22 protein-coding genes are annotated in these 24,589 nt (G+C 71.3%); 5 read left to right on the forward strand and 17 right to left on the reverse strand.

All coding sequences use genetic code 11. The annotated features are described in order from the left end of the window. The 7 genes from ACFZAT_RS22730 to ACFZAT_RS22760 all read right to left on the reverse strand — a co-directional run bounded on the left by ACFZAT_RS22730 (position 1) and on the right by ACFZAT_RS22760 (position 10,578). Positions 1-1,050 carry an NAD-dependent epimerase/dehydratase family protein gene (locus ACFZAT_RS22730; protein ID WP_391266327.1) on the reverse strand — a complete coding sequence of 350 codons (1,050 nt, stop codon included), beginning with the start codon at positions 1,048-1,050 and terminating at the stop codon, positions 1-3. A gap of 43 nt (positions 1,051-1,093) precedes the next feature. Then, a complete protein-coding gene (locus tag ACFZAT_RS22735) occupies positions 1,094-1,831 on the reverse strand; it encodes a 1-acyl-sn-glycerol-3-phosphate acyltransferase (protein ID WP_391266329.1) in 738 nt (245 codons plus the stop codon). A gap of 79 nt (positions 1,832-1,910) precedes the next feature. Further along, on the reverse strand, positions 1,911-3,509 hold the full coding sequence (locus ACFZAT_RS22740; protein WP_391266331.1) for a sigma-70 family RNA polymerase sigma factor: 1,599 nt from the start codon (positions 3,507-3,509) through the stop codon (positions 1,911-1,913). Between the two features lie 193 nt (positions 3,510-3,702). Next, entirely contained in the window at positions 3,703-5,829 is a 2,127-nt protein-coding gene (locus ACFZAT_RS22745; protein ID WP_391266334.1) for a glycoside hydrolase family 6 protein, read from the reverse strand. Between the two features lie 139 nt (positions 5,830-5,968). After that, the gene (locus ACFZAT_RS22750; RefSeq protein WP_391266335.1) at positions 5,969-6,097 is read right to left on the reverse strand and encodes a hypothetical protein; all 129 of its coding nucleotides are present in this window, start codon (positions 6,095-6,097) and stop codon (positions 5,969-5,971) included. A gap of 11 nt (positions 6,098-6,108) precedes the next feature. Next, positions 6,109-8,871: a glycoside hydrolase family 48 protein gene (locus tag ACFZAT_RS22755; protein WP_391266616.1), complete on the reverse strand. Its 2,763-nt coding sequence runs from the start codon at positions 8,869-8,871 to the stop codon at positions 6,109-6,111. A gap of 168 nt (positions 8,872-9,039) precedes the next feature. Then, positions 9,040-10,578, reverse strand: a complete 1,539-nt coding sequence (locus tag ACFZAT_RS22760) for an endo-1,4-beta-xylanase (protein ID WP_391266338.1) — start codon at positions 10,576-10,578, stop codon at positions 9,040-9,042. A gap of 754 nt (positions 10,579-11,332) precedes the next feature. On the opposite strand from ACFZAT_RS22760, the gene ACFZAT_RS22765 reads away from it, so the two are divergent. Then, the gene (locus ACFZAT_RS22765) at positions 11,333-11,830 is read left to right on the forward strand and encodes an HIT family protein (protein WP_391266340.1); all 498 of its coding nucleotides are present in this window, start codon (positions 11,333-11,335) and stop codon (positions 11,828-11,830) included. On the opposite strand, the gene ACFZAT_RS22770 is transcribed toward ACFZAT_RS22765, so the two are convergent. From ACFZAT_RS22770 to ACFZAT_RS22790, 5 genes are all read right to left on the reverse strand, one after another. Continuing rightward, positions 11,796-11,954: a hypothetical protein gene (locus ACFZAT_RS22770; protein WP_185992839.1), complete on the reverse strand. Its 159-nt coding sequence runs from the start codon at positions 11,952-11,954 to the stop codon at positions 11,796-11,798. The genes ACFZAT_RS22765 and ACFZAT_RS22770 overlap by 35 nt on opposite strands. A 66-nt stretch (positions 11,955-12,020) precedes the next feature. Then, positions 12,021-12,971 (reverse strand): cytochrome c oxidase assembly protein, encoded by a 951-nt coding sequence (locus ACFZAT_RS22775; RefSeq protein WP_391266343.1) that lies wholly within the window; start codon positions 12,969-12,971, stop codon positions 12,021-12,023. A gap of 118 nt (positions 12,972-13,089) precedes the next feature. Continuing rightward, positions 13,090-14,115: an ATP-dependent 6-phosphofructokinase gene (locus tag ACFZAT_RS22780; protein WP_391266344.1), complete on the reverse strand. Its 1,026-nt coding sequence runs from the start codon at positions 14,113-14,115 to the stop codon at positions 13,090-13,092. A gap of 167 nt (positions 14,116-14,282) precedes the next feature. Beyond that, complete coding sequence (locus ACFZAT_RS22785) at positions 14,283-15,011, reverse strand: type 1 glutamine amidotransferase (RefSeq protein WP_018105234.1); 729 nt, start codon at positions 15,009-15,011, stop codon at positions 14,283-14,285. Positions 15,012-15,045: 34 nt separating this feature from the next. Then, the gene (locus tag ACFZAT_RS22790; RefSeq protein ID WP_018522818.1) at positions 15,046-16,284 is read right to left on the reverse strand and encodes a MurT ligase domain-containing protein; all 1,239 of its coding nucleotides are present in this window, start codon (positions 16,282-16,284) and stop codon (positions 15,046-15,048) included. A 388-nt stretch (positions 16,285-16,672) separates the two neighbouring features. On the opposite strand from ACFZAT_RS22790, the gene ACFZAT_RS22795 reads away from it, so the two are divergent. Beyond that, positions 16,673-17,839 carry an alanine--tRNA ligase-related protein gene (locus ACFZAT_RS22795; RefSeq protein ID WP_391266347.1) on the forward strand — a complete coding sequence of 389 codons (1,167 nt, stop codon included), beginning with the start codon at positions 16,673-16,675 and terminating at the stop codon, positions 17,837-17,839. A gap of 44 nt (positions 17,840-17,883) precedes the next feature. Here ACFZAT_RS22795 and ACFZAT_RS22800 read toward each other — a convergent pair whose 3' ends face one another. Together ACFZAT_RS22800 and ACFZAT_RS22805 are read right to left on the reverse strand one after the other, a co-directional pair. After that, complete coding sequence (locus ACFZAT_RS22800) at positions 17,884-19,077, reverse strand: right-handed parallel beta-helix repeat-containing protein (RefSeq protein WP_391266348.1); 1,194 nt, start codon at positions 19,075-19,077, stop codon at positions 17,884-17,886. A gap of 146 nt (positions 19,078-19,223) precedes the next feature. Continuing rightward, positions 19,224-19,901, reverse strand: coding sequence for a 2-phosphosulfolactate phosphatase (locus ACFZAT_RS22805; RefSeq protein WP_391266350.1), 678 nt, complete (start codon positions 19,899-19,901; stop codon positions 19,224-19,226). A 170-nt stretch (positions 19,902-20,071) separates the two neighbouring features. Here ACFZAT_RS22805 and def point away from each other — a divergent pair, with 170 nt between their 5' ends. Next, on the forward strand, positions 20,072-20,617 hold the full coding sequence (gene def, locus ACFZAT_RS22810) for a peptide deformylase (protein WP_391266353.1): 546 nt from the start codon (positions 20,072-20,074) through the stop codon (positions 20,615-20,617). A 16-nt stretch (positions 20,618-20,633) separates the two neighbouring features. Here def and ACFZAT_RS22815 read toward each other — a convergent pair whose 3' ends face one another. Further along, positions 20,634-21,284, reverse strand: a complete 651-nt coding sequence (locus ACFZAT_RS22815) for a TetR family transcriptional regulator (RefSeq protein ID WP_391266355.1) — start codon at positions 21,282-21,284, stop codon at positions 20,634-20,636. A 171-nt stretch (positions 21,285-21,455) separates the two neighbouring features. Here ACFZAT_RS22815 and ACFZAT_RS22820 point away from each other — a divergent pair, with 171 nt between their 5' ends. Both ACFZAT_RS22820 and ACFZAT_RS22825 read left to right on the forward strand, forming a co-directional pair. Continuing rightward, positions 21,456-22,682 (forward strand): acyl-CoA dehydrogenase family protein, encoded by a 1,227-nt coding sequence (locus ACFZAT_RS22820; protein WP_391266356.1) that lies wholly within the window; start codon positions 21,456-21,458, stop codon positions 22,680-22,682. A 156-nt stretch (positions 22,683-22,838) separates the two neighbouring features. Further along, the gene (locus ACFZAT_RS22825; protein WP_391266358.1) at positions 22,839-23,237 is read left to right on the forward strand and encodes a hypothetical protein; all 399 of its coding nucleotides are present in this window, start codon (positions 22,839-22,841) and stop codon (positions 23,235-23,237) included. 71 nt (positions 23,238-23,308) lie between these two features. On the opposite strand, the gene ACFZAT_RS22830 is transcribed toward ACFZAT_RS22825, so the two are convergent. Both ACFZAT_RS22830 and ACFZAT_RS22835 read right to left on the reverse strand, forming a co-directional pair. Next, the gene (locus ACFZAT_RS22830; RefSeq protein ID WP_391266359.1) at positions 23,309-23,797 is read right to left on the reverse strand and encodes a glutathione peroxidase; all 489 of its coding nucleotides are present in this window, start codon (positions 23,795-23,797) and stop codon (positions 23,309-23,311) included. 35 nt (positions 23,798-23,832) lie between these two features. Then, on the reverse strand, positions 23,833-24,375 hold the full coding sequence (locus ACFZAT_RS22835; RefSeq protein ID WP_391266362.1) for a GNAT family N-acetyltransferase: 543 nt from the start codon (positions 24,373-24,375) through the stop codon (positions 23,833-23,835). Positions 24,376-24,589 lie beyond the last annotated feature (214 nt).

Consider the following 24,589-nt stretch of genomic DNA (forward strand, 5'->3'; position numbering starts at 1 on the left):
TCACCCCTTCCGGTCGTGCTCCGCCAGCCAGGCGTCCTCCGCCGCGTAGTCGAACAGGCCCGCGCCGTACGACCGCAGCATCGCCGGGTACGCCTCCCGCCAGTCCCGTCCGGCCAGCTGCCCGGCGATCCACTCGACGGTCTCCGGCAGCGACTCGGCGTACCCCGTCACCGGCCGGTAGCCGAGTTCCCGCTCGGCCTCCGACATGTCGTACACGATGGGGTGCGGCGCGCTCCACGGCGTCGAGCCGACGCCCTCCGGAGTCGGGTCGCCGGGCATCAGCACCGTCTCCGTGCTCCGCCCCAGCACCGCGTCCACCGCCTCGCCGATCTCCGCGACCGTCGGCGCCTGCGGATCGGCGGCGTTGAGCACCCGGGATCCGGGCCGGGCTGCGGCCAGCCGGATCAGCTCGGCCACGTTCGCCGCGTGGACCGGGTGGAAGCGGGACGCCCCGCCGTACGCGAGCACACGCCGGGTCCGGCCGTCCAGCGCCCGCTTGACGAAGTACAGCTCACGCGGCGAACGGCAGTACGGGCCGTGCACCGCACCCGCCCGCAGCAGCGTGGCGGGCAGCGCGTCGCCGGCCGCCAGGAGATCGCGCTCCAGCCGGATCTTGCGCGTCGCGTAGGTGTCCTCGCCCGGCGCCACGGTGGACAGCGACTCCGGGACCGGTACCGGATAGCAGGGCTCCCCGCCCGGTTCGCCCATCGTGTCGAAGCTGTGGCCCTTCTCGTCCTCGTACACCGCGCCGCTGGAGACGACGACCGCCGAGCCGATCCTGCCGGCGAGCCCGGTCAGCTGCCGGGCGTGCTGCCGCCCGTACGCCACCATGTCGACCAGGACGTCGCATCCGGGCCCGAGCGCCGCCGCGAGGGCGCCCTCCTCGTCGCGGTCCAGGGCGACCGCCCGGACCCCCTCGTCCCACCGCTCGTCACGGCCCCCGCCGCGCGAGGCCGCCGTCACCTCCCAGCCGTCCTCCGACAGCGCGCGCACGGCGGCCCGCCCTATCTGTCCCGTTGCTCCCAGCACCCAAGCGTGTCCCTTGATCATGTCCCGCACGCTAGGCCCCGGCCGCCCCCCTGACCAGGGGCGTTCACCGCTCGCGAATCCGCTGTCGGCGTTGCCGTTTCGGGAACCTGCCCGGCTGCTGCTCCTCCCCGTCCGCCTGCTTGACCTTCACCGCGTACTCGTCCACGTACTCCTGTCCGGAGAGCCCCAGGACGGCGTACATGATCTCGTCGGTCACCGCGCGGACGGCCGCCTTCTCGTCCTCCAGGCCCGCGTAGCGCGAGAAGTCCAGCGGTTCGCCGAAGCGGATGGTGACGGGCTTGAGGCGGGGGAGCCGGCGGCCGGGCGGCTGGATCTCGAAGGTGCCGACCATCGCGCACGGCACCACAGGCACCCCCGTCCGGATGGCCATCACCGCCACCCCGACCTTGCCCTTGTAGAGCCGTCCGTCGTGCGAGCGGGTGCCCTCCGGGTAGATCCCCAGCAGCTCGCCCCGCTCCAGCACCCCGATGCCCTCGCGGATCGCGGCCCGCCCCGCCTCCTTGCCCGAGCGGTCCACCGGGATCTGGCCCGCGCTGCGGAAGAAGGCCGCCGTCAGCCGGCCCTTCACACCGGGGCCGGTGAAGTACTCCGCCTTCGCCAGGAAAGTGATCCGCCGCTTGAGGATCGCGGGCATCAGGAAGTGGTCGGAGAACGACAGGTGGTTGCCCGCGACGATCGCGGCGCCGTCGTCCGGGATGTGCTCCGCGCCTTCGATGACCGGCCGGAACAGCAGCCGCAGCACCGGCCCGAGGACGACGTACTTGAGGACGTAGTAGAACACGGTCCCTCCCCGGTCCGGTGGAATCAGCTGGTCGATGATGGAGACGTATACCCCGCGCCCGCCGGGCGACGCCGCGGCCTCACATCTGCGCGCCGAAGTCCTGGGTCCAGACGATGCCGCCGGGGCTGTCCTGGATGCCGACGCCCAGCTCCTTGAACGAGCAGTTCAGGATGTTCGCCCGGTGGCCCGGGCTGTTCATCCAGGAGTTCATCACGTCGGCCGGGGTCCGCTGCCCCTTCGCTATGTTCTCCCCGTACGTGCTCCACCGGTAGCCGGCCGCCGTGATCCGCTCGCCGGGGCCCGAGCCGTCCTGCGAGGTGTGCGAGAAGTAGTCGTGCGCGGCCATGTCCTCGGAGTGCCGCTGCGCCGCGGTCGTCAGCTCGTCGTTGCCGGTCACCGGCGTGCAGCCCTCCTTCGCGCGCTCGGTGTTGACGAGGGCCAGCACCTGTTCCGCGTCCGAGGGCGGGCTCGGTGCGGGCTGCGCCGGGGCCGGCCGGGTCGCCGAGGGGGCCTTCGTCGCCGGAGGACGCCTGGTCGCGGGCGCGGTCTTCTTCGGCTTCGCCCGGTCCTTCTTCCCGGTGGCGCTCGGGCCGGGACTCCCTGCGGAGTGCGAGGGCGACGCGGACGGCGTCGCGGAGGCGGACTCCTCGGCCGACGCGGTCGCGGTGACGGAGCCGTCGGTCTCGGGGGCGGTCGCGACGGAGACCTCGTCGCCGCCGTCGTCATCCGTCGACAGATGGACGGCGGCGCCCCCGGCCCCCAGCACGCCCACCGCGAGGACGGACGCCACCACCGCGTTGCGCCGGCGGCGGCGTGCCTGGTCTCGCCGCCGCGCGGCCCGGCCGGGCCGCGCGGACGCGCCGAGGGGGGCGGCCGCCGCGATCTCGGTCAGCCGGGGGTCCCGGCCCGCCCCGGCCACCGCGAGCGGCACGAGCGCGAGGCCCACGAGCAGGCCCTCGGCCGGCACCAGGCCCGAGCCGAAGCCCGAGCAGACCGTGCAGCCGCGCGCGTGCCGTGCGATGCGCTTGCGCCACAGCGGCGACGGCGCCCCGTCCCAGCCGATCAGGATGTCGTCCAGCAGGACGCACCGGGGCTGCGCGGCCAGCGCCCCCACCACCACACGGGCGGTGTCCAGCTGGGCCTTCATCCGCTGCACGCGGACGGCCGTGTGCTCGGGCGACAGGTTCATCGCGGCGGCCACCTCGGCGCGGGTCAGCTGCCCTGCCGCCTCCAGCCACCACAGCGACAGCAGCGCCCGGTCGTCCTCGTCCACCCAGCGGGTCGCCTCGGCGACCTGGCGGCGCTGACCGGACAGGCCCAGCCGCAGGATCGTCACGTCCACGAAGTCCGCTGCCGGATCGACCCGGTCGTGGCCGGTGGCCAGGGGCTCCACGGGGATCGCGGCGGACTGCCGGTCGCGCCAGTGCCCGCGTATCTCGTTCATCGCGATGGCCACCAGCCAGGAGCGGAAGCTCTCCGGATTCCGCAGGCCGGGCAGGGCGCGCAACATGCGCAGGACCGTCTCCTGCACGACGTCGTCCACGTCCGCGTGGCCGTTCAGCGCGCGTCCGACGATGTTGTAGAGCAGCGGAAGACAGGACGCGACGAGTTGGTCCTTGGCGTCGGCGTCACCGGCTCGTGCCGCCTTGATCAACGCCCGTTCGCGGTCCTGGCCCATGCTGTGCTCACTCTTCCGGAGTCCTGTTCTGGCTTCACGCACACCTGGGAGATGCGGCCCGGCCGGAGACCATAACAAAAACCCGTCGCTCACTTGTGCGTAAAGATGTCCGGCTACCGGGGCGTGAAGAAGCCCGGCCCCGCCACACGAGGTGGCGGGGCCGGACGGAGTCACCGGACTGTCCGGTCACTGATCAGGGCGCGGTGCCCCAGGAGAGCGCACCGGCCGTGTACACGCCGACCTTGGAAGCGTCGGCGAACGAGGTGCCCGTGCCGTGGCTGTAGTCGTCCGCCTCGTTGAAGTTGGACCAGTCGCTCTTGTTCAGCCGCAGCTGCATCTCACCGGTGGAGGCTCCGGCCGCGAGGGTGCCGCTGCCGAAGGAGACCTCCAGGTAGTGGCTGGCCCCGGCCGCCGAACCGTTCGTCTTCACCGCCAGGCTCAGCTTCCCGCAGCCCAGGACCGCGTAGTCGCACGAGGTGCCGAAGGTGGAGGAGCCGGACTCGGGGGTGAACCAGTAGCGCAGCTTCACCGTGGACAGGTCCACCGCCGTGCTGCCGGTGTTCACCAGCTGCAGACCGAACCGGATCTGGTTGTCGGTCGCGGAGGAGTCGTTGTTCTTGTACTGGACCTTCAGCGCGCCCGTTCCGGTGCCACCCCCGGCGGAGGTGGTGACGGAGAGGGCCGAGGAGGCCGCCGAGACGTTACCGGCCGCGTCCTTCGCCTTCACGGTGTAGCTGTAGGCGGTCGAGGCCGACAGACCCGTGTCGGTGTACGAGGTGGTGGTGGCCGAACCCACCTTGGTGGAGCCCCGGTACACGTCGTAGCCGGTCACCGCCTTGTTGTCGCTCGACGCCGACCAGGACAGCGAGACGCTGCTGCTGGTCTTCGCCGTGGACGTCAGACCCGTCGGCGCGGTCGGCGCCTGGGTGTCGGTGCCACCGCCGGGGTTCTCGCCGCTGCCGTCGATCGGCGGGTAGGCGTTGCGTACCAGCTCCTGGAACTGCGCGGAGAACCAGTGACCCGCCAGCGGCGAGTTCGGCAGCGCACCCGTCTTGCTGTTGCCGTTGCGCCCGTTGCCCTCGTAGGTCGGGTCGCACATCCGGTCGAAGCCCTTGCCCTCGTCGTTGTCGACGGGGGCGCTGTTGCCGTCCGACTCCCCCGGGGGCTTCGCCCACACATAGGCGTCGATCCCGGGCTCGGGGGCGCTGGTGGGACGTTCACCGATACCGGCACCGCTCTGGTTGCACCAGTTGCCGGCGTGGATGCGCCGGTCGACGCGGCCGCCGTTGACGTAGTCGTCCACGCTGGTCAGCGGGCCCGCCGAGGTGGGCCGGTCGGCGCCGCCCCAGCCGTTGCGGGCGGTGTCGATCAGCATGCCGATGTTCGAGTTGAAGCCCTGGCCCACCAGCTGGGTGCGCAGCGCCTGGGCGAACGACAGCTCATCGACGTAGTAGTTCCAGTCGACCCACTTGGACTGGCGCACGGTGGTGCCGTTGACCGAGTCGGTGACCTTGAAGTTCGGCTCCTTGAGGGCCGAGTAGTTGGCCGTGTTCACGATGAAGCCGGAGACGTCGTTCACGGTCGCGCCCTCGGAGGTCGCGGCCTTCTTGAACTCCACGCCCGCCGGGACCATGTTGCTGTCCCAGCCCAGCCAGCCGTGGTGGGCGGCGTCCACGTAGTTGTAGACGTTCGGGATCGCGCCCAGCGTGTGCAGCGCGTACCCGATGCCCTTCTCGTAGTTGCCGTTCGCCTTCATCGTCGCGCAGGCGTCGGTCGAACCGGCCGTGCCGCCCGCGTTGGTGACGATGTTGGGCAGCGAGTCCGGCTCGATGATGGTGACGATCCGCAGGTTCGCGTACGCCGGGTCGGCGAGGATCTCGGAGATCGGGTCGATGTAGTCGCTCTTGTACCGGTTGAGCTCCGTGGGGCCGAGCTCACCGTTGGAGGCCAGCGCCGCACAGTCGCGCCCCGGCAGGTCGTAGATGACCACCTGGAAGAGGTTCGCACCCTGGTCGAGGGCGGTGTCCAGGTGCTCGCGCAGGCTCATCGCCCCGGGCGTCCCCCCGATGGCCGCGATGCGGTCCATCCAGACGAAGGCCGGCGTGTTGGCAATGGCCGAACCACCCGGCTCGGCAGCCGCCTTGGCGGACCAGTCCGGGTTCACATAGGCCTTGGCGCCCACGTACGGGTTGTCGACCCGGGCCGCCGCCGCGTCGGCGGTGGTCGGGACCGCCACCGCCAGCGCCGCGCCCATGGCCAGGGCGGAGGCTGCGGCCAGCCTCCTGCTCAGCCGGTTCTTGATGGTGCCTCTGGTACTCATTGCGGCTCCGTGCTCCTCTCGTACGCCTGCGGAAACTCCCCGCAGACGGGTTCATCGGGGGTGCTGCCCGATGGCGGGCTCAGCGGGGTGAGTGTTCGACCCGCCATCGGGAGTGAGGGGTGACCGGCGGTGCGGCCGGTCAGGGGGCGGTGCCCGAGGACAGGGCACCGTTGACGTACGCCCCGGCCTCCGGGGCGTCGGCGAAGCACGAGGTGCCGAAGGTGGAGGAGCCGGACTCGGCCGGCGCCGGCAGCGGTCGGCCGGTCACGGCTCGGCCTGTCACGGCTCGACCCCCCAGGCGAGGGCGCCGGCGACATAGGCGCCGACCTTCGAGGAGTCCGCGTAACCGGTGTTGGTGGCTCGGCTGTAGTCGTTCGCTTCGTTGAAGTTGGACCAGTCGCTCTTGTTGATCCGCAGCTGGATCTCACCGGTGGACGCCCCGGCGGCCAGCGAGCCCGCGCCGCCGGCGAACCCGACCTCCAGGTAGCGGTCGGCTCCCGTCTTCGGGCTGGACACCGCGACCACCGCGTGCGTGATGGTGGACGAGCCGAGCGCCGCGTAGTCGCAGTAGGTGCCGAAGGTGCTCGGTCCGCCGTCCGCGGTGAACCAGTACCGGACCTTCACCGTCGACAGGTCGATGGGCGCGCTGCCCGTGTTCACCACCTGGAGGCCCAGCCGGATCTGGTTGTCCGTCGCCGAGGAGTCCGAGTTCTTGTACTGCACCTTCACCGCGCCGGTGCCGGTCGAGCCGCCGGACTTCGTCTTGGCGAGGACCGCGTCGGACAGCGCCGAGGTGTTGCCGCCCGCGTCCCGCGCCGCGACCGCGTAGGTGTACTCGGTGGCGGCGGCGAGCCCGGAGTCGGTGAACGTCCGCCCGGTCGCGTTGCCCGCCAGCACACCGTTGCGGTACACGTCGTAGCCGGTCACCGCGACGTTGTCGGTGGACGCGGTCCAGGAGAGCGAGACGCTGTCCTTGGTGGTCGCGGTCACCGTGACCCCGCCCGGCGCGGTCGGCGGCTCGGTGTCACCGCCCGGCTCACCGCCGCCGCCCTCCACCAGCAGCTCCGCGTAGATCGCGAAGGCCAGGGCGAGCGCGGCCTGCGCCCAGAAGCGGTGGTACGTGAAGACGGGTGCGTCCCCGCCGTCCAGGTACGCCTGCACCTTCGGCCAGTCCGGGTCGTCCTTGTACCAGCTGCGGATGGACAGGAACGTCGAACCGGAGCGGACCGGGTCGCCGTTGGGCATGGTGCCCGTCCAGCCGGACGGGATGTACACCTCGTCGTCGAACCGGTTGTAGTCCAGCCGGGTCTCCGGCACCGAGATGCCCTTGTCCGTGGCGTTCAGCGCCATCGCGTCCAGCAGTGCCTTGGCGAGCGCCGCGGCGTCCTCGTCGCCCGACTTGGCGGCGTAGTAGGTGAGCGTCTTGACGTACGCGGCGCCCACGCCGACGTCGTTGGCGTAGTCCACCACGGACACGTGCAGACCGGCGTTGTCACCGGGCGAGGACGCGTTCCAGGTGTCGGGCTGCCCGGTCCAGTTGAGGGTGGAGGGGAAGCGGAAGCTGCCGTCGGAGCCGATGGTCGTCTCGCTCGACGCCCACGCGACCCACTTCGAGAGCACCGCCTCGGCGGTCGCGTTGCCGGTCACGTAGTAGTACGCGGCGACGCGCTCCATGCCCCACGCCTGGAAGCCGAACCAGTTGTTGCTGGCCGGGTCGTGGTAGACCGGCTGCCAGTCGTACGCCATCCCGTAGAAGGTGGGCGTGCCGGCCGGAGGCGCGCTGTAGCTGCCCTCCCAGCTGTTGGTGCAGCCGCCCGCGAGGGCGCCCTCGCTGGACTGGAGCCAGGTCAGGAACTCCAGCTGCCGGGTCAGGCTCTTGGACCAGTCCGACCTGGCCGTCGCCGACTTGGGGGTGAGCGAGGGCACGTTGGACAGCGCCCAGGCGGCGAGCGGGTTCTGGTAGCCCTGGTGCGAGGCGCCGTCCCCGATCCGCCAGGCCCAGCCGCCGCCGCTGCCCGCGGCGGCCCCGCCCCAGGCGTAGTACCAGGACAGCAGGTAGTGCTGGGAGTCGCGGCCGGAGGCGGCCGGGCAGGACTTCGGGTCGGTGCAGCTCCCGACGCGCTTGAAGTACTTGTCGAACATGGCGTAGCGGAGGTAGTCGCCCATCTTGGCGGCCTTCGCCACCGACGCCGCGACCTGGCTCTCCTTGCCCTGCTCGGAGGCCCAGCGGTACGCCCAGTAGGCCGCCTGCACCGCGCGGGCGTCGGCGTCCGGCGCGTTGGTGTACTTCCACTGCTTGGCGTAGCTGGAGTCCTTGACGAACAGGTCGAGATACCCGTTCGCGCCGCCGTACTTGAAGAGGTCGGTGGTCGGCTGCGGGACGGTCTCCCAGACCGATTCCTGCGCACCGCGCTGGTAGGTGTTGATGAAGGAGGCACCGGCCCCCGGCCCGGCCTCGCCCCCGGTGCCCGGCTTGTTGCCGTAGCCGTAGACGTTGTCGAGGTCCATCAGCCAGTGCATGCCGTAGACGTCCATCGTCCCGTAGGACGAGGCGAGTTCGGCCGACAGGGGGTCGGTGCCCACCGGCACCGTGCCGTCCAGCGCGGAGGGGTAGCCGCTGGGCAGCGGGTGCTCGGGGGCGTAGGTCGCGGGCGCCGAGGGATTGTACGAGTCGCTGGTGGACTGGTCGGCGTGCTGCGGGATGATCGTCTTCTCCGCCACCGCCCAGGCCGCGTTGAACGGCGCCCAGTCACCGGTCACCCTGCCGTACGCCGCCTCCAGCCACATCCAGAAGCTGACGGCCTCCGATGTCGTCTGGTGGCCGTGGTCCGGCGCCTCCACCATCAGGGTCTCGACCGAGTGGTACGGGAGACCGTCCGGGCTGAAGTAGCCGTTCGCGGCGTCCTTGAGCTTGCCGTACTGGGTGAGGAACGCCTGCGTGTACGGGTCGTCTCCGGCGGCGGCCGTACGGGCTCCGGTACCGGTCCGTGCCGAGGCGGGCCCGGCGATCGCAGTGCCCTGGGCCAGACCGAGGGCCAGCACGCTGCCGCCGAGGGCGCTGCTGAACGTTCTACGTGATATCGACACAAATCCTCCAGTGGCGGGTGTCGTCGAGGGGGAGGGGAGGAGGGGAAGCGGTGGGGACGGGGTGCGGCGGTTGCGCGAGGGGGAGTGCGAGGGGGTGCGGGGGCCTGAGCGGGGCCCCCGGGGTCAGGGCTCGATGCCCCAGACGAGTTGGCCGCCGACGTAGACGGTGACCTTCGAGGCGTCGGCGTACGAGGCGCCGGTGCCGTGGCTGTAGTCGTCCGACTCGTTGAAGTTCGACCAGTCCGTCTTGCTGAGGCGCAGTTGCATCTCGCCGGTCGACGCGCCAGGGGCGAGGGCGCCGCTCGTGAAGCCGACTTCCAGGTAGTGGTCGGCGCCGGCCCTCGGGGTGCTCGCGGCGGCCACCCGGTGCGTGATGGTGGAGCAGCCGATGGGGGACCAGTCACACCAACTGCCGTACGTGGTAGCGCCGTTGTCGCCGGAGAACCAGTAGCGGACGGTCACTGCGGGGAGGCTGACCGGGGTGGTGCCGGTGTTCACGAGTTGGAGGCCGGGCTTGATCTGGTTGTCACCGGCCGAGGTGTCGTTGGCGCGGTACAGGGCCTTCAGCGTGCCCGGCGTGCCGCCGTCGTCACCCCCGCCGTCCTCGTCGCCCAGGGCGGTGCGCACGGCGGCGTACGCGGGCTTGGGGGCGAGGTTGTCGTCGTACAGGTTGGCCGCACCCTCGCCCGGGAAGGTGCTCGGCACCCAGGAGTACTTGTCCGTGTAGTCCCAGACCGTGATGCCGACGCAGCGCTCCACGGCGAGGCAGGCGTCGACCACCTGCGCGTAGTAGGAGGACTGGGTGGCGAGCTTGGCGGCGTCCGCCGGAAGCTGCATGCGCACGTCAAGTTCGGTGACGGCGACGTCCAGGCCCAGATCGGCGAACCGCTGCATGTTGGCCTGCATCTGGTACGGGAAGCCGTACTGGATGGCCAGATGCGCCTGCATGCCGACCCCGTCGAGCGGCACGCCCTCGTCGAGCAGGTCGCTCACGAGGTTGTACATCGCGTCGCTCTTCGCGCCCTTGCCCTCGACGTTGTAGTCGTTGATGTAGAGCTTGGCGTCCGGGTCGGCGGCGTGCGCCGCGCGCAGGGCCTTGGCGATGTAGTCCTTGCCCATCGCGTTGTAGAACGGGCTGGTGCGGAAGGTCCCGTCCTCGTTGAACGGCTCGTTCACCACGTCCCACGCGGCCACCTCGCCGCGGTAGTGGGTGGCCTCCGCGGTGATGTGGTCGGTCATCGCCGTCTCCACCTGGGCGGCGGGCAGTGAGCCCACCCAGCCGGGCAGCTGGCTGTGCCAGACCAGGGTGTGGCCGCGCACGGTCTGGCCGTGCTCCTGGGCGAAGTCGGTGATCACATCGCCCTTGGCGAAGTTGAACTGGCCCCGGGCCGGTTCGGTGGTGTCCCACTTCATGGAGTTGCCGGGGGTGATCTGCCCGAACTCGCTGCCCAGCTTCGCCGCGTAGGCCGCGTCGGGGAGCTCGGGGTTGTCGGTGGCGGAGCCGAAGTACTTGCCCTGGGCCGCGGCGAGGTCGTGCAGTGTGTCCTGCGGCGCGGCCGAGGCCGGCCCGCCCGCCAGGCCGGTGGCCAGGGCGAGTGCGCCGACCGCGAGGGCCGGGAGCCCCGGGGAGCGGCGGGGCCTACAACGCTTCACCTTGCTCATGACAAACGCCTTCCTCTGCCGGGTGACGCCCTTGCGGCTCAACGGCGTTGGGGGAGAAGGGGGAGGGGTGGAGTGTGCAAGTCTTGATTGTGGGAGCGCTCCCAAGGTGGCGTGGCGACAGGCACCTGTCAAGAGTTAAAGCGCAACTGGCTTACGGCCGTGTGAACGCGACCACACCTCGAACGGACCGCCCGTGAAGCGGAGTTGGCGACCGGGGGACCGCCGGTGGCCGAGCCCGGGGAGGCGTCCCGCCGCCCCCGCGGAGACGTTCGCAATCGCATGCGCGGGGCCGCGGATGCGGCGGGGCGCGTCTCTCTTCGGTCACTCGGGGTGAGGTGCGGTTCCGGTGCGGTGACGGGCTCCACGGTGTACCGGGCCGGCGGCGAACCACCAGGACAGCGGCAATGTGCAAGGGGTGTGCCAGCTTCGCGACGACAGCGACCCGTGCGTCGAAACCGACGGGGAGTGACGAGAGATGCGGCAGCCGCGACTGCCGCCCGGAGCGTTTGCGCCGTTCGCATCGCCGCCGCCGGGCCGGTAGGTGTACGCCGCAACGGCAAGGTGTCCCAGATGGCCCCGGGCCGACCGCGCGCCCCGGCCGGAACCGGTTGCGGCCCGTCACCGTATGCACCGGTTCACCTTCGCGTAACGCCACCGGGACCGCCGACCCCGAGCGCCCGGAGCACCGCGTGGGAGCGCTCCATCACCCTCGGGGCCCTCGGAACGTCCACAGCCGCCGGTACATTCGTCGCCCATGACGGACGACTGGCGACAGGACCGGATCGGCGCCGCGCTCCGGGGCGGGAATCCCACTGTGCTCCGGAGGCTGGAGGCGGGGTTCGCGGTGATCGGGGACGCTCAGTTCCTGCCGGGATACTCGGTGCTGCTGGTGGACGATCCCGCCGTACAGCGGTTGTCGGAGCTCCCACGCGCCCGGCGGCAGGCGTTCCTGGCCGGCATGGACGCCCTCGGCGAGGCCGTCGAGCGTGTCTGCCGGCGGCTGGACCCCGCCTTCCGGCGGGTCAACCTGGAGATCCTCGGGAACACCGATCCGTTCCTGCACGCGCACGTGTGGCCCCGGTACGACTGGGAGCCGCCGGAGCTGGTGGGCAGGCCCGTGTGGCTGTACCCGGCCGAGCGGTGGCGCGACGGGCGTCATGCGCTCGGGGCGCGGCACACCGCGCTGCGGGAGGCGATCGGCGCGGAGCTGGACCGCCTCACGTCTCCCGGGTGGCCGCCATGCCGATCGTGATCAGCCCCAGGATCACCCAGCCGAACCAGAGCCAGCCGTTGCTCCCCAGGGCCACCGTGTACGCGGTCACCGCCACCAGGGCGCCTGCGGTGAGCATTCCCATCGTCTTCGTGGATCCGGACATGCGCGCACCCTCCTCATCGGCCGCGCGGCCGTAAAGGCCATCGTCACCCGAAAGGAGGGTCCGCCGCTACTGTCCGCGCGCCTGCAGCGAGGCGAGATACGCGTTGTACGCCTGGAGCTCCTGGTCCCCGTCGCGGTCCGCGGCCCGGTCCGAGCGCTTCGCCGTCCGCTGTTCCGAGCGGTACCACTGGAACACCAGGGCCACCAGGACCACCACCGAGGGGATCTCGCTGAACGCCCACGCGATGCCACCGGCCGCGCTCTGGTCGGACAGCGCCTCGATGCCGAGCGAGCCCGGCGGGTCCTTGTACACCTCCACCATCGGCGTGGAGGCCATCATGAGCGCGATCCCGAAGAACGCGTGGAACGGCATTCCGGCGAACAGTTCCAGCATCCGCATCACATAGCCGGGACGGTGCGGCCCCGGGTCGACGCCCATGATCGGCCAGAAGAAGAACAGGCCGACCGCCAGGAAGTGCACCATCATCACGAGGTGCCCGGTCGTGGACCCCATCAGGTAGTCGAAGAGGGGCGTGAAGTACAGGCCGTAGAGGCTGGCGATGAACAGCGGGATCGTGAACGCCGGATGCGTGACGATCTTCATGTACCGGCTGTGCAGCAGCATCAGCAGCAACTCGCGCGGTCCCTTCGTGCCGCGCGGCGCGACCGGCAGCGCGCGCAGCGCGAGCGTCACCGGCGCGCCCAGCAGCAGCAGGATCGGCGACAGCATGCTGATCACCATGTGCTGCACCATGTGCACGCTGAACATGACCATGCCGTAGTCGTTGAGCCGGGTGCACATCACCAGCGCGATCGTCAGCACACCGGTGACGAACACGACCGTGCGTCCCACCGGCCACGCGTCCCCGCGCCGCCGCAGCCGCAGCACGCCGTACCCGTACAGCAGCACCGCCAGGACACAGCCGATCAGGAAGAACGGGTCCGCGGAGAAGTGGAGGCCGCGTCCCAGCGTGAACGGCGGCAGGTCCATGTTCATGCCGTGCCCGCTGTGATCCATCTGTTCACTCCCGACGGGAACGCCGGGACGTCCCTGTTTCGTGCTGGTTGTCCCGACCAGACTAGAACCGCCCCCGGCCGAGGATGCGGCCGGGGGCGGTCTCGTGTCGGGGTGTCGCTCAGAGCACGCACTCCGCCTCGGCGTAGCGGGCGGCCGGGACCGTCTTCAGGGTCTCCACCGCGTGCGCGAGGGGCACCAGCGTGATGTCCGTGCCGCGCAGCGCCGTCATCATGCCGAACTCGCCCCGGTGCGCCGCCTCCACCGCGTGCCAGCCGAACCGGGTCGCGAGGACGCGGTCGTACGCGGTCGGCGTGCCGCCGCGCTGGACGTGGCCCAGGATCACCGGGCGGGCCTCCTTGCCGAGACGCTGCTCCAGCTCGACGGAGAGCTGGGTCGCCACGCCGGTGAAGCGCTCGTGACCGTAGATGTCCTTGGCGCCCGACTGGAAGTCCATGGAGCCCTCGCGCGGCTTCGCCCCCTCCGCGACGACGACGATCGCGAACTTCTTGCCGGCCGAGAAGCGCCGGCCCACGACCTCGGTCAGCTCGTCGATGTCGAACGGGCGCTCCGGGACGACGACGGCGTGCGCGCCGGCCGCCATGCCCGAGTGCAGGGCGATCCAGCCGGTGTGGCGGCCCATGACCTCGACGATCATGACGCGCTGGTGCGACTCGGCGGTGGTCTTCAGCCGGTCCAGCGCCTCGGTGGCGACGCCGACGGCGGTGTCGAAGCCGAAGGTCACGTCGGTGGACGCGATGTCGTTGTCGATGGTCTTCGGCACCCCGACGATGGGCAGCCCCGCCTCGGACAGCAGGTTCGCCGCCTTGAGGGTGCCCTCGCCGCCGATCGGGATGATCGCGTCGAGCCCCAGGTCCTTCACATGGCCCCGGGCCGTCTCGACGCCCCCGCGCAGATGCGCCGGCTGGACCCGGGAGGAGCCGAGGATCGTGCCGCCACGGGCGAGGATGCCGCCCACGGCGTCCAGGTCGAGCTTGCGGTAGTCGCACTCCAGGAGGCCCCGCCACCCGTCGTGGAAGCCGATGACCTCGTCGCCGTGGTCGACCACAGCGCGGTGGACGACGGACCGGATGACGGCATTGAGGCCGGGGCAGTCGCCGCCGGAGGTGAGCACACCAATTCGCATTGCCCGGGAAACCTTTGCAACGTGGGCCGACGACCGGACCACGTCGTCCGGTTGGATCCCCGCCACCCTACCGGCGCAGGGTGGCGGGACCGAACCGGGCGTCCGCCTGCTGGACGCCGCTCATCCGAGCCCTGCGCCACTCATCGGACAACCAGTGAACCGCCTGGTCAGGCGGGCTGTGTGGCCGCCGCGATGCGCTCCGCGCGCAGCGCCTCGTACCACCGGTCGTCGGTCGGCGGGAGCGCGTTCACGTCGAGGGCCAGCTTGAGCAGCAGGTCCGCGATCATGGGGTTCCGCGCCATCACCGGACCGTGCATGTAGGTGCCGAACACCGTGTCGTTGTACGCGCCCTCGGTGCCGTCGCCCGTGCCGTTGCCCCGGCCGAACCGCACCCGGGCGAACGGCCGCGCCGTCGGCCCGAGATGCGTGACGCCCTGGTGGTTCTCGAACCCGGTCAGCGGCGGAAGGCCCAGCTGCGGATCGATGTCCGCCAGCACGTCGCCGACGCACCGCGCGCCCTCGCCGCGCGTCGACACCACGTCCAGCAGACCGAGACCCTGCTCGCGCTCACCGAGGTCGTTGATGAACTCGTGGCCGAGGATCTGGTAGCCGGCGCAGACCGAGAAGATGATCGCGCCGTTGGACGCGGCCCGGGAGAGTCCGCCGTCGCGGCGCAGCCGCTCCGCCGCGAGCCGCTGCGGCCGGTCCTCACCGCCGCCGATCAGATAGATGTCGCCCGACGTGGGCACCGGCTGGTCGCTGCGCACGTCGACGCGCGCCACGTCCAGGCCGCGCTGGCGGGCCCGGCGCTCCACCACCAGGGCGTTGCCCTGGTCGCCGTAGGTGCTCAGCAGGTCCGGGTACACCCACACCAGCCGCAGGCTGTTGTTGCTCATGCTTCGTCCTCTCCGGAGGGGCCCGGGGCCGGGGTCAGTTGCCGACACGGCGGCGCAGGTCCTGGAAGGCGGTGTAGTTGGCGATGACCTCGATGCGCCCGGGCGGAGCCTGCTGCACGGCCTCGTCCAGGTTCTCGCAGACCCGGAAGTCGAGTCCGGCCACTTCGAGGCGGACCGCGAGGTCCAGCTTGCGGTCGCCGAGCACGAAGATCGGGTGGCCCGCGAGCTGCGTGTAGTCGACGTCCCACAGCCACGAGGTGTCCGTGCCGTCCGCGCCGCGCGCGTTCACGGAGAGGATCACCGGGGTCGGCGGCGGGTCGATCAGCGAGAAGGTCTCCAGCCAGCCCGCCGGGTTCTTCGCCAGCAGGAGCCGCAGCTCACGGCCGAGGAAGTTCACCACGTCGTACCGGCCGGCCACGGCCTGCACCTGGTACATGCGCTCCAGGGCCACCTGCGGCGGCACCCCGAAGACCGCGGCCACGGCCGCCGAGCTCGTGGCGTTGGCCTTGTTGGCGCGGCCGGGGAGCTGGAGGTGGATCGGCCACGCCGAACCGTGCGGGTCGAGCACGTAGTCGCCGTGCAGCACCCAGCTCGGCGGCGGACGCCGGAAACCGCACTCGCCGCAGAACCAGTCGTCTCCGGGGCGCTGCATGACCCCGCCGCAGGACGGGCAGGACCAGGCGTCGTCCTTCCACGCCTGGCCGGCCGCGACCCACACCACATTGGGGGAGGAGGAGGCCGCCCAGACGATCAGCGGGTCGTCGGCGTTGGCGACGATCACGGACTTCGAGCCGGACAGACCCTCACGCCACTTCTCGGCCAGCATCCGCGTCTCCGCGGCCCGGTCCAGCTGGTCGCGCGAGAGGTTGAGGAGCGCGATCACCTTGGGCGTCGTGTCGCGGGCCACCCCCGCGAGGTACTTCTCGTCGACCTCGATCACGCCGTACTGCGCGTCGGAGCCGCCGGCCAGCGCCGACGTGATGCCCGCGGGCATGTTGGCGCCGAGCGCGTTCGACACGACCGGGCCCGCGGCGCGCAGCGCCTCGGCGATCAGCCGTGTGGTGGTCGTCTTGCCGTTCGTCGCCGAGACGAGGATCACGTCCAGGTGCTGCGCCAGCCGCCCGAGCAGGTCGGGGTCGAGTTTGAGCGCCACCCGGCCGCCGATCACCGATCCGCTGCCCCGCCCGGCCGCCCGCGACACCGCCGCAGCGGCCTTGCCCGCCGTCACGGCCAGCTTGGCCCGCGGCGACAACGGCTCCGTGTTGCCTGCCATCGTCCTAGATCCTCCTTGCATCGGTCCGCCGCCCAGCCTATCGATGTCCGGCACGGTGACCGCACGGCGGCACCGTCCGGCACGTGGACTTCCCGTGGAATGGAGGACGCGTGAGCGGGCCGTCGCGTTCTCCATGGGCCCGCCGGCGACGGAATCCGGGTGCACGGGCGGCCGGGGGCGCGTTACCTTCGGCGTATGGACGTCAACGGCATCACCACCACCGCGACCGCGCGAGCGACCTGCTCGCCGGTTGCCGCCGTCTGACTTTCCCTTCCACCGGCGACCGGAAACGGTCCGTCGGTGGTGCCGCGGAGATTCCTCCCCGGCCGGGTGACCGAACGGTCCCGTTCTCCGGCGCCTCCCCGCCATCCGCGAAGGAGCCGTCCCCATGGACACCGAACAGCTCGCCCGTACCTTCCTGGAGTACTTCGAGGAGCGCGGCCACCGCCGCGTCACCGGCTCCACGCTGCTGCCGCCGCCCGGCGACCCCGTGCTCTTCACCACATCCGGGATGCATCCCCTCACCCCGTACCTGGAGGGCCGCCCGCATCCCCTGGGCAGCCGACTGGTCAACCGGCAGCGCTGCCTGCGCACCACCGATCTGGACGAGGTCGGCGACGCCACCCACCTCACCGTCTTCGAGATGCTCGGCAGCTGGTCGCTGGGTGATTACGAGGGCCCGCGCAGCCTGGAATGGGGGTACGGGCTGCTCACCGAGGGCCTGGGCATCGACCCCGGCAGGCTGCACGCCACGGTGTACGCCGGGGACGAGCGAACCGAGCCGGACACCGCCTCGCTGCGGGTCTGGCAGGGGCTGGGCGTGCCCGTCGAGCCGACCGTCGAGGACAACTGGTGGTCCAACGGGCCGACCGGTCCGTGCGGACCCGACTCGGAGATCTTCCTGTGGAGCGGCGAGGGACCGCCCGTGTCCACGCCCACCGGGGACGACCGCTGGGTGGAGGTGTGGAACCACGTCACGATGAGCCACCGCAGGCTCGACGACGGATCACTGGTGCCGCTGCCGCGGCGCAATGTCGACACCGGGCTCGGTCTCGAACGGCTGGCCTCGCTGCTCCAGGGCAAGGGCTCGGTGTTCGAGTGCGATGTCTTCGACCCCTGGCGCCGTGTCGTACCGGGTCTGTGGCCGCTGGACGAGCCCTCGCTGCGGCTGGTCTGCGACCATCTCCGCTCCGCCGTCGTGGTCGTCGGCGACGGGATCCGCCCGGCCGCCACCGGGCGCGGTTACGTGCTGCGCCGGCTGCTGCGACGGGCCCTGACCGTGCTCCGGCAGGGCGACCCCTCGCGCACGCTCGGCGATCTTCCGCCCGAGCCGGTCCGGCACACCCTGGACCACTTCCGGCAGGACGTGGACCCCGGCGAGGTGCTGCGGGTGCTGACCGACGAGGAGCGCCGGTTCGTCCGGCTCCTGGAGCGAGGCCGGCAGGTGCTGACCCGGCCCCGGTTCCGGGGCCCGCTGACCGAGGAGGACCTTCACTACCTCCACGACACCCACGGTCTGCCGCGCGACCTGGTGACGAGCCTGCGGGAGGAGTGAGACGGGAGCGGTGCCGGGGGAGGCCCCGGCACCGCCCGCCCGGGTTACGGAGTGACCGCGGTCCCGCCGAACGAGACGACGAGGCGGCCGTCGGAGGCGAACGACCAGTCCAGGGCCCCGTCGTACGCGGAGCAGCGGGAGCCGTTCGAGCCGGTCCAGAACTGGTTGGAGCCGTCCGCGTCGCCGACGGTCTTGTCGTTGGAGCCGTCGCCGCTGCGGCAGGAGGTGTTGTCCCGGAACACCGAAGTGCCCTTGTCGAAGGAGAAGTTGCGCTCCTCGTTGTCGATGCCGACGTTGTCGGACACGGTCATCGTGCCGGGGTTGCTGTTGTACGTGAAGCCGTGGTGGCCGTTGTTGTAGGCGATGTTGCGCCGCACGATGTGGCTGACCTTGATCCCGTCGCCGCCGAGTTTGAAGCCGTTGCGGTCGCCGTCCTCGTTCACGGTGCCGTCGGAGAGGGTGCCGTTGTCGTAGCTGAGGGAGTCCTCGATGGTCACGGGGCCGATAGGGCCGGTGTCCGTCTTGGTGTAGAGGTCCCAGCCGTCGTCGATGTTGTTGTGCGAGACGGTGTAGCGGAAGACGTTGCCCGGTCCCGCGGTGAGCTTGGCGGCGAAGCCGTCCGCGTCCTCGCCGTCGGAGTCGGCGTTGTCGTGCGACTCGGAGCTGAGGACGAGGTTGTTCGCGGGCCACTCGTCGTCGGGGGTGTCGGAGGAGATCCGGGAGATCTGGAGCCCCGAGTCGTGGTTGAAGCGGGTCACGACGTGCTCGATGACGTTGTCGCTGCCGCCGACGAAGACGCCGTTGTCGCCGGCGTGCTCGACGGTGAGCCCGTCGATGTGCCAGTAGTCGCCGTTCACCGCGAGCCCGCGGTTGGCCGGGTCCTCGCTCATCTCCGAGAAGTTCAGCACCGGCTGCTCGCCCGGGTAGGCGGCCATGGTGGTGCGGGCGCCCGATGTGCCGTCGTTGCCCGGCGGGATGGTGACCGTCTGCCCGTAGCGGTACGTGCCGCCGCGCAGGTAGATCGTCCCGCCGGCGTTCACCCGGCTGATCGCCGAGGCGAGCGTGGTGGGGTCCGATTCGGTACCGGCGGCATCGGTGGTGCCGTCCGGTGCGACGTACAGCGCGGCGGCCGCGAGGGAAGCGTTTTCCTGACCGGGGGCGGCGTGTGCGGTAGTGCCCAGGACGCCGAGCGAACCGGCAAGCAGGCCGACACAGGCGAGAACAGGCTTGAGCTGCATCTTCGACTCCAGGTGGGGGGAGTGAACCGGACGGGCTTCCGCTCGGTGTGGTGCAAGCGCTTTCCATTGACCGTAGAGTGACGCCATGGGCACGTCAACGGTCATGCATGTGTTTGCTGACCCAGTATGTGAACGTCGTGATGGATCTACGTGAAGATGTGCGAGCGCAGCGTCATGAGGGAGTTCTCCTGCGTCGCGACCATGGCGAAGGGGAACCGGTCGAGTTCGAGGCAGAGCGCCACGTCCTCGGGGTGGGCCCCCGCGCGCACCCCCTGCGCCAGCTCGGCAGCGGCGCGCGAATCGCCCGCCCGACGCAGAAACGGCTCCGCGTCCACCGCCTCCCCGGCCACCCGGCGGGCGATGTACTGGGCGCACGCCAGGTCCTCGTCGGCGCGCCCGTCCTCACCGGTGACCACGAAGGTGACGTCCCCGCCCGCGCGCTCCCGCAGCAGCCGCGCCGTCGCCCCCGCCACCACGAAGCCGGTGCACAGCACCAGCGGCGCGTCCTTCACCGCGAGGGCGCCGACCGTCCCCGCCGTGGTCTTCTGCACCACGGTCCGGCCGCCCAGGTCCCGCGAGCGCAACCGCCCCGGCGAGTTGACGGCGTCGAACCCGGGCGCGGGGGCACCGTCCTTGAGCGCCACCCAGTCCGGGTGGCGGCCCTTGAGCTCCAGCGCCTCGTCCAGGGAGCCGGCGAGCACGATCTTCTCCGCGCCCCGGGCGAAGGCCCAGGCGGCCACGGTGTAAGCGCGCATGACATCGACGACGACCGCCACGGAGGGGGTCGCGGACAGCTCGGCGATGCCGAGGAAGCGGGCGTTCATTCGCCCATGATCACCCCTCGGCGGCCGTGCCCGCCCGGACAGTGGTGCGCATCACGCCGGCGGCCCGGGAAAAGGCCGCCCGGGTGACCGGGGCGACGGAGTTGACGCAGGTCCGGGGCCGGGAAGTCCGGCGTCCCCGGCGTCACCCCCTGGAACGTACGATGACCGCCATGCGCAACCGCCCGATCCCCGGCAGCTCCGGCATCGTCCGCACCATGACCCTGCTCGGCGACCCCGTCCTGCACGCGGCATGCGAACCGGTCGCGGAGTTCGGCCCCTCGCTCGCCCGGCTCGTCGAGGACATGTTCGCCACGATGTACGAGGCGCGGGGCGTCGGGCTCGCCGCCAACCAGATCGGTGTGCCGTCACGGGTGTTCGTCTTCGACTGCCCCGACGACGAAGACGTGCGCCACCTCGGACACGTGGTGAACCCGGTCCTGGTGGAGGCGGACGGGGTCACCGTGCGCGGCTCCGAGGGCTGCCTCTCGCTCCCCGGCCTGGAGGCCGGCACCCCGCGCTTCGACCACGCGGTGGTCGAGGGCGTCACCATGACCGGCAAGCCGGTCCGGATCGACGGCACCGGCTTCTTCGCCCGCTGCCTCCAGCACGAGTGCGACCACCTGGAGGGCCGGGTCTACACCGACCGGCTGACCGGGCTGCGCCGGGCCCGGGTGCTGCGCGCGGCCCGCCGGGCGCCGTGGGCGCGAAACGGCTGAGCCGGTCGACGGCCCGTCAGAATCCGGGACCGTCCGCGCGGTCGCCCGCCGCGGCCAGTCTGCCCCAGAGCAGATCGGCGAGGCTGCGAACCAACTGCTCGCGCGAGCAAGGGCGTTCGCCCAGCCACCAGTCACCGGCCGCGTGCATCATGCCGACGATGCCGTGGCCCCAGATCCGGGCCATCGCCTCGCTGTCCGGGCCGAGGTCCACCCGCTCCGCGATCACCGTGGCCAGCTCCTCGCCCAGGCGGCGCAGCAGCGGTGCGGAGTGCCGGCCCACGTCGAAGCCCTGCTCGGGGGAGGGGGCCGCGTCGTCGGACGGGTGCATCAGGAAGCGGTACACCTGGGGGCGGGCCTCGATCGCAGCGAGGTAGGTGTCGAGCGTCGACTCGACCCGGGCGCGCCGTTCGGCGGGGGCGTCGAGTGCGGCGCGCAGGGCGCTCAGCAGTGCGTCGGTGTGCCGCTTGGCCAGGGCCCGGTAGAGCCCGCCCTTGTCGCCGAAATGCCGGTAGAGGATCGGCTTGGTGATGCCCGCCTCGGCCGCGATGGCGTTCATCGAGGCCCCGGGGCCGTCCCTGAGCACCACGCGGTCGGCGGCGTCGAGCAGCTCGCGGCGGCGGCGCTCGGCCGTGGTCCGCTGGCGCTCGGCCTGTCGTGTGGTCTCCATGTCGTCTCTCCCACCCCTGACCGTGCCTGTCCGTCGTGCCTGCGCAACGTAACACCCTGTCCGGCGGGGTGCGGATGGCGTCTCATGCGGTTGACAGAGGCTACTTGCCAGTAACAGACTGTTGTTACCGCAAGTAACGAGGCGTTTCGACGGCAGTACGTGGAGGGGAACATGGCCGAGTTCACGCTTGAGCTCAACGATGACCAGAAGCAGGTCCGTGACTGGCTCCACGGCTTCGCCGCGGACGTGATCCGTCCGGCCGCTTCGGAGTGGGACGAGCGTGAGGAGACGCCCTGGCCCGTCATCCAGGAGGCCGCGAAGGTCGGGATCTACTCCCTCGACTTCTACGCCCAGCAGTTCTTCGATCCTACGGGCCTCGGCATCCCGATGGCCATGGAGGAGTTGTTCTGGGGCGACGCCGGCATCGCCCTGTCGATCGTCGGTACGGGCCTGGCGGCCGTCGGCGTCCTCGCCAACGGCACCGAGGAGCAGATCGGCACCTGGATCCCGCAGATGTACGGGGACGCCGACGACGTGAAGGTCGCGGCCTTCTGCTCCTCCGAGCCCGACGCCGGTTCCGACGTCGCTTCGATGCGCACCCGCGCGGTGTACGACCAGGCCAAGGACGAGTGGGTGCTCAACGGCACCAAGACCTGGGCGACCAACGGCGGCATCGCCAACGTCCACGTGGTGGTCGCGGTGGTCGACGCCGAGCTCGGCTCCAAGGGCCACGCCTCCTTCATCGTGCCGCCGGACACCCCCGGGCTCTCCCAGGGCCAGAAGTTCAAGAAGCACGGCATCCGTGCCTCGCACACCGCCGAGGTCGTCCTGGAGGACGTGCGGGTTCCCGGGCACTGCCTGCTCGGTGGCAAGGAGAAGCTGGACCAGCGCCTCGCCCGTGCCCGTGAGCGCGCCGCGACCGGCGGCGAGCGCGTGAAGAACGCCGCGATGGCCACCTTCGAGGCGTCCCGCCCGGCCGTCGGTGCCATGGCGGTCGGCACCGCCCGGGCCGCGTACGAAGTGGCGCTCGACTACGCCAAGACACGGACCCAGTTCGGCCGCCCGATCATCGACAACCAGGGCGTCGCCTTCCAGCTCGCCGACATGCGGACCCAGATCGACGCGGCCCGGCTGCTGGTCTGGCGCGCCTCCTGGATGGCCACCACCGGCAAGCCGTTCGAGTCGGCCGAGGGCTCCATGTCCAAGCTGTACGCGAGCGAGACGGCCAAGAAGGTCACCGCCCAGGCCGTCCAGATCCTCGGCGGCAACGGCTTCACGCGGGAGTACCCGGTCGAGCGCATGCACCGGGACGCCGCGATCTACACGATCTTCGAGGGCACCAGCGAGATCCAGCGCCTGGTCATCGCCCGCACCCTGTCGGGCATGCCCATCCGCTGACCGCGCGCGAGGCGCATGCGGCGACCGCGGCCCCCGTCCCCCGGCACACACCGGGGGGCGGGGGCCGCGGTCGTGGAGCGCTCACGATGGTGTGCACCTGCCATGTACCTGTAGATTCCCGGTGGAGATCGTGACCGGGTGATGGAGGGAGCAGGCATGGCGAGATCCGGTGCGGGACGGATCGCGGTGACCGCGGCGGCGGCCTTCGGGCTCGTGGTGACCGCGCAGACGACGGCGCACGCCGAGCCCCGGACGGTCGACGCGGTCTTCGGCGGTTACGGGGAGTGGAACGCGGACCCGTACGGCGCCGCCCCCGGCGACTCGATCCGCGCCTGCGACACCGACGCCGACGGCTGGAGCATCGAGGTCAAGCTCGACATCGGCCGGGACGGCACCTGGGACCGGACGGCCACCACACGCGGCCACACTTCTCCGTACTGCACGCCGTGGAAGACCGGCGACATCAAGGAGGGCACCCCCGTCCTCGTCCAGGTGGCGAACGTGGGCGGCGATGCCACTTACCCCAAGGGCTCCGTGCTGCTCAGCCGCGCCTAGGGGGTGTCTTGCCGATCAGGGTCGGACCCGGCCATGATCGACAAGACACCCCCTAGAACCTCTCGTTCGGATCAGGCCGGCAGCTGCGCCTCGATCGCCTCGACCAGCTCGGGCGCGTCCGGCTCCGTGCGGGGGCGGATGCGGGCGACCGGCTCACCCGCCGGGGAAATCAGGAACTTCTCGAAGTTCCACTGGACGTCCCCGGCCTCGCCCCCGGCGTCCGCGAGCCGGGTCAGCTCCGCGTACAGCGGGTGCCGGTTCGCGCCGTTCACCTCGGTCTTCTCCAGCAGCGGGAAGCTCACCCCGTACGTGGTCGAGCAGAACGTCTCGATCTCCTCGGCGGTCCCCGGCTCCTGGCCGCCGAACTGGTTGCACGGCACGCCGAGCACGGTGAGGCCCCGGTCCCCGTACTCCTTCTGGAGCCGCTCCAGTCCCGCGTACTGCGGGGTCAGCCCGCACTTCGATGCCACGTTCACCAGCAGCACCGCCCGGCCCCGGTAGTCGCCGAGGGACGTCGGCTCGCCGGTGAGGGTGCGCAGCGGAATGTCGTACAGCGTCATGGATGTCTCCTCGTCGGTGTCTTCCCGGCCCATTCTCACCCCAGGGGTACGTCGGCGACGCGGCCGACCGACTTGTAGTAGAAGGTCGTCGGCTTCAGGACCCCGTCCGGACCGGCCGCGTAGTCCGGAACCGAACCGCACTCCGTCCATCCCGCAGCGCGGTACAGCCCCTCCGCCGGGCTGCCGCTCTCGGTGTCCAGGACGAGGAGCGTGACGCCGTCCTCGGCTGCCGTGCGCTCGGCCGCGGCCAGCAGCTCACGGCCGAGACCGCGCCCGCGCGCCGAGGGGCGGACCATCAGCTTGGTCACCTCCGCGCGGTGGCGGGCGTTGGGCAGCGGCGCCCGGACCAGGCCGATCGTGCCCGCGATGCGTTCCCCGTCCCGGGCGAGCCACGCCTGGAGCTGCCCCGCCTCCACGGACGCGGCCCGGGCGCGCCACCAGTCGGCGGCGGTGTCGCGGTCCAGGGGGGCGAGGAAGCCGACGGACGAGCCGTTCTCGACGGTCTCCACGAGCAGGGCGGCCAGCTCATCGGCGTAGGTGACCAGCTCGGGGCCGGACACCGGGACGATCTCGGTCATGGGGGTGAGGTCCTTCCGGGGAACTCCGGTCCGCATCCCCGCGCGGACCGGCTGCGACGTGATCCTAAGCGGGTGATCGCGGGCAGCGGGCATCCGGTCCGTCAGTCCCTGCCCGCCGCACTGCCGGACATGCGTTCCCGTGACACTCTGGAAACGGAACGTCCGGTTCGGCTCCGGTCCGCGCCGGGCGACCGTGCCAGCAAAGGAGGCCGAC

Origin of the sequence: Streptomyces sp. NPDC008163, from assembly GCF_042956885.1 — a bacterium.
Lineage (GTDB): Bacteria > Actinomycetota > Actinomycetes > Streptomycetales > Streptomycetaceae > Streptomyces > Streptomyces drozdowiczii_A.